The 7081-nt window shown below is 70.4% G+C and carries 7 protein-coding genes; all 7 read left to right on the forward strand.

Annotated elements, in window-relative coordinates:
* A partial coding sequence (locus V7004_RS14525) for an esterase/lipase family protein (protein ID WP_334144882.1) occupies positions 1-700 on the forward strand: 700 nt, incomplete at its 5' end.
* A gap of 215 nt (positions 701-915) precedes the next feature.
* Positions 916-1893 carry a 30S ribosomal protein S2 gene (rpsB, locus tag V7004_RS14530; RefSeq protein WP_334144883.1) on the forward strand — a complete coding sequence of 326 codons (978 nt, stop codon included), beginning with the start codon at positions 916-918 and terminating at the stop codon, positions 1891-1893.
* Positions 1894-1895: 2 nt separating this feature from the next.
* Positions 1896-2690: a translation elongation factor Ts gene (tsf, locus tag V7004_RS14535; RefSeq protein ID WP_334144885.1), complete on the forward strand. Its 795-nt coding sequence runs from the start codon at positions 1896-1898 to the stop codon at positions 2688-2690.
* Positions 2691-2693: 3 nt separating this feature from the next.
* Positions 2694-3416 (forward strand): UMP kinase, encoded by a 723-nt coding sequence (gene pyrH / locus V7004_RS14540; protein ID WP_334144887.1) that lies wholly within the window; start codon positions 2694-2696, stop codon positions 3414-3416.
* Positions 3417-3550: 134 nt separating this feature from the next.
* The gene (gene frr / locus V7004_RS14545) at positions 3551-4108 is read left to right on the forward strand and encodes a ribosome recycling factor (RefSeq protein WP_442968073.1); all 558 of its coding nucleotides are present in this window, start codon (positions 3551-3553) and stop codon (positions 4106-4108) included.
* Positions 4108-5691 (forward strand): phosphatidate cytidylyltransferase, encoded by a 1584-nt coding sequence (locus V7004_RS14550; protein WP_334144890.1) that lies wholly within the window; start codon positions 4108-4110, stop codon positions 5689-5691. Before frr ends, V7004_RS14550 begins: the two co-directional genes overlap by 1 nt.
* 140 nt (positions 5692-5831) lie before the next feature.
* On the forward strand, positions 5832-7052 hold the full coding sequence (gene dxr / locus V7004_RS14555; RefSeq protein ID WP_334144891.1) for a 1-deoxy-D-xylulose-5-phosphate reductoisomerase: 1221 nt from the start codon (positions 5832-5834) through the stop codon (positions 7050-7052).
* Positions 7053-7081 lie beyond the last annotated feature (29 nt).

Here is a 7081-nt window from a genome sequence, read left to right on the forward strand (position 1 = left end):
CCCCTACGACGAGCTCGACAGCCAGGGCGACCTGCGAGAGGCGGCCTCCCGGCTGGAGGCACTGATCGCCGCGGTGAGCCGGGCCGAGCCGGGTGTGCCGATCGACCTGATCGCCCATTCCCAGGGTGGCGTCGTCACCCGCCTGGCGATCGGCGAGGCGTTCTCGCGTGGCACGCTGCCCGCCGAGGTGCGCACGTTCGTCACCCTCGGCACCCCGCACGGAGGCGCGGACCTCGCCACCGCCCTGGCTGCGCTCGACGAGCTGGGTGGATTCGACGCGCAGCTGGCGGCCCTCGCCGCGGTGGTGCCCGGAGGTCACGACCCGGCCAGCCCCGCCGCTCGCCAGCTCAGCGAGGTGTCCGACCTGACCCGTCAGGTCGGCGCCACGCCGGTGCCGGATCACCTGCGGATGGTGTCGATCGCCGCCGCGGGGGACTGGGTGGTCCCCGGGCCGCGCACGGTCGTCGACGGCGAACGCCACGTCACCGTCGACGTGCACGGGCTCTCGGCCCACGACGAGCTGCCGGGCTCGGCAGCGGCCACCCGCGAGATCGCCCTGGCCATGGCCGGGTTGCCCCCGACGTGCGTGGGCGCCGGGGAGGCCGTCTCCGCGCTGGTGGAGGGCGAGACCATCTCGTTCGCGATCGACGCTGCGGGGGCCGCGGGCGCCCTGGCAGGGATGAGCTGGCCGGGTCCGTGAGCGTGCCACCGCGCCGGCCCGAGGTGGGGACGGCGTTGGCCCCCGTGGTGACCCTTCCCTACAATCGACCGCCGGCCCACCGCATCGCGGGCCGAACCTGGTGGCCCGGTGGTGTGCACGGGGCTGCCGGCAGCACACATCCGCCCTCGCCCTCCCACGGTCGCCTCGAGCGTCGGGCGGGGGTCTCGACGAACCGATGGGAAGGAGCACCTGCGATGGCACCTGTCGTGACCATGCGCCAACTGCTGGAGGCCGGGGTCCACTTCGGTCACCAGACCCGCCGGTGGAACCCGAAGATGAAGCGCTTCATCTACGGGGAGCGCAACGGCATCTACATCATCGATCTGCAGCAGACCCTCGCCCGCATCGAGATCGCCTACTCGTTCGTGCGTGACCTGGTCGCTGATGGCGGCACGATCCTGTTCGTGGGAACCAAGAAGCAGGCGCAGGACGCGGTCCGCTCCTATGCCGAGAAGTGCGGCATGCCTTATGTCAACGAGCGTTGGCTCGGCGGCATGCTCACCAACTTCCAGACGATCTCCAAGCGGGTCGGCAAGATGAAGGACTACGAGCGGATGCGGGCCGCAGGTGAGTTCGAGGCCATGCCCAAGAAGGAAGCCCTGATGCTGTCGCGGGAGCTCGAGAAGCTCGAGCGCAACCTGGGCGGCATCCGGAACATGGAACGGCTGCCCGACGCGGTCTTCGTCCTCGACACGAAGAAGGAGGACATCGCGGTCACCGAGGCCAACAAGCTCGGCATTCCCATCGTCGCGGTCGTCGACACCAACTGCGACCCTGACGTGATCCAGTACGTGATCCCCGGCAACGACGACGCCATCCGCTCGGCCACGTTGATGTCGCGGATCATGGCCGACGCGGTCATCGAGGGTCGCTTCATCGCCTCCCGCCGGGGTGGTCCAGCCGGAGGTCCGGCACCGGAGCGCACCCCGGAACAAGAGGCGGCCGTCGCTGCCCAGCAGGCCGAGGCCCGCCGCCAGGCGGCGCTCGCCGCGCAGGAGCGCGAAGCGAGGATCGCTGCCCGGGCCGGGGAGCAGTCGCAGGCCAACACCCCGGCCAACGCCGATCCCGAGCCGGAGCACGCCGATCCCGGACTGACCCCAGAGAACGCCGAGGCCGTCCTCGCCGGTGCCGAGCAGGCAGGCGAGATCGCGGCTGCCACGAGTGAGGAGTGACGATGCCCGAGTTCACGGCCAAGGACGTGCAGGCGCTGCGCCAGGCCAGCGGCGCCGGGATGATGGATGCCAAGAAGGCGCTCACCGAGAACGACGGTGACTTCGAGGCAGCTATGCAGTGGTTGCGCGAGAAGGGCCTGGCGAAAGCCGCGGCCCGGGCCGATCGGGAGAACGTGCAAGGCGCCGTGGCGGTGGTCGTCGACGGTGATGTCGGGGCGATCGTCGAGCTGAAGTGCGAGACCGACTTCACCGCCAAGAGCGAAGGAGTCACCTCCCTGGTGGGCGACCTCGCCGAGTTGGTGGTCGCCAAGGGCGAGGCCGCGGTGTCCGAGCGGGCTTCGGAGATCGAGGACCTCAAGCTCTCGACCAAGGAGAACGTCGAGCTGGGCCGAGTCGTGCGCTTCGAGGCTGCACCAGGCGACATCCTCGACTCGTACCTGCACATCCAGGACGGCCGGGGCGTGAACGCGGTGCTGGTCGAGCTGCGCGGCGGCAGCAAGGAGCTGGCCCACGACATCGCGGTGCACATCGCGTTCTCCAAGCCCCCGTACCTGCGGCGCGACGAAGTGCCCGCCGACGAGGTGGAGAAGGAGCGCCAGGCCCTGCTCGACATCACCAAGGCGGAGGGCAAGCCCGAGCCGGCGTGGCCCAAGATCGTGGAGGGCCGGCTGAACGCCTGGTACAAGGAGCGGGTGCTGCTCGAGCAGCCGTTCGTGCGGGACGAGAAGAAGACCATCGAAGACCTGCTCGGTGACGCGGAGCTGGTCCGCTTCGCACAGGTCTACATCGGGGGCTGAGTCGTGGCCGAGCCTCGCTGGTCCCGGGTCCTGCTGAAGGTCTCGGGTGAGGCGTTCGCCGGCGAGGGCGGCTACGGCATCGACGGTGCGGTGGTCCAGCGGGTGGCCCGGGAGGTGGCCGAGGTCCGCGCCGATCTCGGGGTGGAGATCGCCATCGTGGTCGGCGGCGGCAACATCTGGCGGGGCATGGCCGGCGCCGGTGCGGGGATGGACCGCGCCCAGGCCGACTACATGGGCATGCTGGCCACGGTCATCAACGCCCTGGCCCTGCAGGACACACTGGAGCAGCTGGGTCAGCCCACCCGGGTCCAGTCCGCGATCCACATGGCTCAGGTGGCCGAGCCCTACATCCGGCGCCGGGCCATCCGCCACCTGGAGAAGGGCCGGGTGGTGATCTTCGCCGGCGGCACGGGGAACCCGTTCTTCACCACCGACACCACCGCCGCGCTGCGGGCCGTCGAGATCGAGGCGGGGGTTCTGTTGAAGGGAACCCACTCGGGCACCGACGGTATCTACACCGCGGATCCGAAGCTCGATCCCACCGCACAGCGCCTCGACGAGGTCACCTATCTGGACGTGCTCAACCAGGGGTTGCGGGCCATGGACTCCACCGCCATCACCCTCTGCATGGACAACCAGCTTCCCATCGTGATGTTCGATCTGCTGGGTGAGGGCAACGTGCGGGCGATCCTCGAGGGGCGCCCGGTCGGCACTCTCGTCCACTGAGGCACTACCGTCATCACCCGGGCCCGGGGCTCGGCCCGGGGGCGCCGACCGCGCCCGGCGAGCCGCCCGCAGCCCAACCAATCCTGACCAGTCACCGTCCCGGATGAGAGGAGAAGCCCGGCGTGAGCAGCGAGATGGCCGACGTGGTTCTCCAGGAGACCACCGAGAAGATGCGCAAGGCCGTCGCGCATGCACGCGGCGAGTTCGCGAACATCCGTACCGGTCGAGCCGCGCCCGCGCTGGTGGAGAAGATCGTCGTCGACTACTACGGCAGCGAGGTCCCACTCCAGCAGCTCGCCGGCTTCCAGGTCCCCGAAGCTCGCCAGCTGCTCATCACCCCCTACGACAAGGGGGCGATAGGAGCGATCGAGAAGGCCATTCAGAGCTCAGACCTCGGGCTCACCCCCAGCAACGACGGCGTGAACATCCGCCTGACCTTCCCGCCCCTCACCCAGGAGCGTCGCAAGGAGCTGGTGAAGGTGGTCAAGCACATGGCCGAGGAGGGCAAGGTCGCGATCCGCAACCTGCGGCGGGCGGCGCGCCACGAGCTGGAAGGGCTCGAGAAGGACGGTGAGCTCTCCGGTGACGAGCTGGCTCGGGCCGAAAAGGAGCTCGACAAGATCACCCACGCCCACGAGGCCGAGATCGACAAGGCACTCGAGGCCAAGGAACACGAGCTGCTGGAGGACTGATGGCTCCCGATTCGCTCTTCAGCCGCAGCAACCAGGAGAGCGGCGGGCCCGAGGATCCCGCCGAGGGGGTGCGGATCATCGATCCCGATGAAGCGGCGGAGGCGGTCGAGCGCGGTGAGGCGGTGCCGCGCAAGGGCCAGGACCAGCCCCGCTATGGGGACCGTCCCGAGTCCCCACCGACCGACGTCACCCCCGCCTTGCGGTTTCCGCTGGCCGACCGGGCGGATGCCACGGCGATCGAGCGGCCGAGGGTGGCCCCGGTCGAGCCCCGGGTGGCCGAGGGAAGCCACGAGCCGGTGCTCTCGGTCGAGCCCGCCACCGGTGAGACGGAGCTTCCGCACTGGACGGAGCCCGCGACCGGCGAGGTGCCCAGGGTCGTGGTCGGCGAAGGCGACGTCGCCGAGCAGCAGCGGTGGTCGTCGTTCGCCGCCGGCGCCACGCCTCGCTGGCGTGACGAGCACGAACTGTGGGACGAGACCGATCACGTGTCCGAGCTGGCGGAAGTCGACACCGCGGTGGGAGCCCTCGACACCAGCGAGCGCCAGTCGCACGAGGCGTTTCTGACCTTCGACGATCTGCAGGTGCCGGAGCTGCCGGCGGATCGTCCTCGCGGGTCGACTGATGATCCGATCCGCATCTCGAGCGGCCAATCCCGGGCGGCCATCCCGGATCGGCCCACCTCGAACCGCGGACCGGTCTCCGGCCGTCCCCCCGAAAGGGGGAGAAGGGCGCAGAACGGCGAGCCCGCTTCCGCCGGAGGTGCGGGGCGCGACGTTCCCCAGGCGGTGTTCGTGGGGGTGGTGATCGCGGTGGTGGCGCTCATCCTGTTCAAGCTCGGGCCTGCGGCATCCATGATCCTGGTCGAAGTGGTGGTGGTACTCGCCGCGGTGGAGCTGTTCAGCGCCCTGCGCCGTGGCGGGTACCGGCCGGCCACGCTGCTCGGCTTGGCGGCCGTGGTCGCCTTGCCGCTCGCGGTCTACTGGAGGGGCGAGCCGGCCATGCCGCTGGTGCTGTTCCTGACGCTGGTGTTCAGCATCCTGTGGTTCCTGCTCGGGGTGGGGGGATCGGCCAGGCCCGTTCCCAACATCGGGGTCACGCTCCTCGCGGTGGTCTACGTCGGGGTGTTCGGAGCGTTCGCCGCCCTCATTCTGGACATCCCCGCCGAAGGGGTGAGCATCCTGCTGGTGGCGGTCGCCGGAGCGGTCTTCTATGACGTCGGCGGCTTCTTCGTGGGTCGCCAGTACGGCCGCACCCCGCTCACCACCGTGAGCCCGAACAAGACGGTCGAAGGCCTCGTCGGGGGCCTGGTCGCCTGTCTGCTGGCGGTGTTCGTGTTCGCCGTGCTGTTCGGTGCGGGGCCGTTTTCGGCCGGTCAGGCGCTGGTGTTCGGGCTGTTCGTGGCCGTGGCGGCCCCCATCGGAGACCTGGCGGAGTCGCTGTTCAAGCGGGATCTGGGCCTGAAGGACATGGGCAGCGTGCTGCCCGGCCACGGCGGGATCCTCGACCGTTTCGACGGCTTGCTGTTCGTGCTGCCCGCCGCCTACTACGCGGTCCGGCTGCTCGACCTCGTCCCCGGCCTCTGATCCGACACCCTCCTCCCTCCATCCCCGAACTGTTCATGGATCCGCGGTCTCCGGCCGCGTTCTGGTGAACAGTTCGGCCGGCGGCATCCCAGCCGCGAGCTTTCGGTTCGCTTGACGTGAGGGTCGGTAGCCTGGGGCCCATGACTGGGGTGCGCGTCGCGTTGGCCGGCTCCACCGGTTCCATCGGGACGCAGACCCTCGAGGTGCTGGCGGCCGAGCCGGATCGCTTCGAGCTCACGGCGCTCGGGGCGAGCGGGTCCCGGCCCGATCTCCTGGTTGAGCAGGCCCTCGCCTTCCGGCCCAAGGTGGTGGCGGTCGCGGACCCCTCGGTCGCGGCCGAACTCGCCGAGCGCCTGCCCGCCTGCGATGTGCGCGCCGGGCCGGATGCCCTCGCCAGCCTGGCCGGCGAGGCCGACGTGATCGTCAACGGCGTGGTGGGCTTCGCTGGTCTGCCCGTCACCCTGGCCGCCCTCGAAGCCGGCCGTCGACTGGCGCTGGCCAACAAGGAGTCCCTGATCGCCGCGGGGCCGGTCGTGCAGCAGGCCCGCCGCACACCCGGGGCGGAGCTGGTGCCCGTCGACAGCGAGCACGGCGCGATCCACCAGTGCCTGCGAGCCAACTACAACGTCGCTCGGGTGGCGCGCCTGGTGCTCACCGCCAGCGGCGGGCCGTTCCGTGGTCGTCGCCGCGAGGAGCTGGCGTCGGTCACCGTCGAGGACGCTCTCGCGCACCCGACCTGGAACATGGGCCCGAAGATCACGGTCGACTCGTCCACCCTCATGAACAAGGGCCTCGAGGTCATCGAGGCCTACGAGCTGTTCGGCACGCCGGCCGGGTCCCTGGGGGCGGGGGTCTCGCTGGAGGACATCGAGGTGGTGGTGCACCCCCAGTCGATCGTGCACTCGATGGTCGAGTTCACCGACGCCACCACCATCGCCCAGCTCTCCTTGCCGGACATGCGCCTGCCGATCGGCTACGCCCTGGCCTACCCGGACCGGATCGTCACCCCGTTCGGCCGGCTCGACTGGCGCCGCGCCACCCGCCTCGAGTTCGAGCCTCCCGATCTCGACGCCTTCCCGTGCCTGCGCCTGGCCTACGAGGCGGCGCGGGTCGGCGGGACCGCACCGGCGTGGCTCAACGCGGCCAACGAGGTGGCGGTGGAGGCGTTCCTGGATCGCCGGCTCCGGTGGATCGACATCCCCGGGCTCCTCGAATCAGCCCTCGACCGCCACGACGGGGCTCGGGCAGGCTCGATCGACGAGGTGGTGGAGGCCGACCGCCGAGCCCGCCAGGTCGCCCGTAACCTGATCGGCGGGAACCACCCCGGCCCCCCGTCGCCCCGGACCTCGGAGCCAACGTGAGCGAGACCCTCGACCAACCCGTGACCGTC

Origin of the sequence: Rhabdothermincola sp. (genome assembly GCF_036846205.1) — a bacterium.
Taxonomy (GTDB): Bacteria; Actinomycetota; Acidimicrobiia; order Acidimicrobiales; family Acidimicrobilacustridaceae; genus Rhabdothermincola.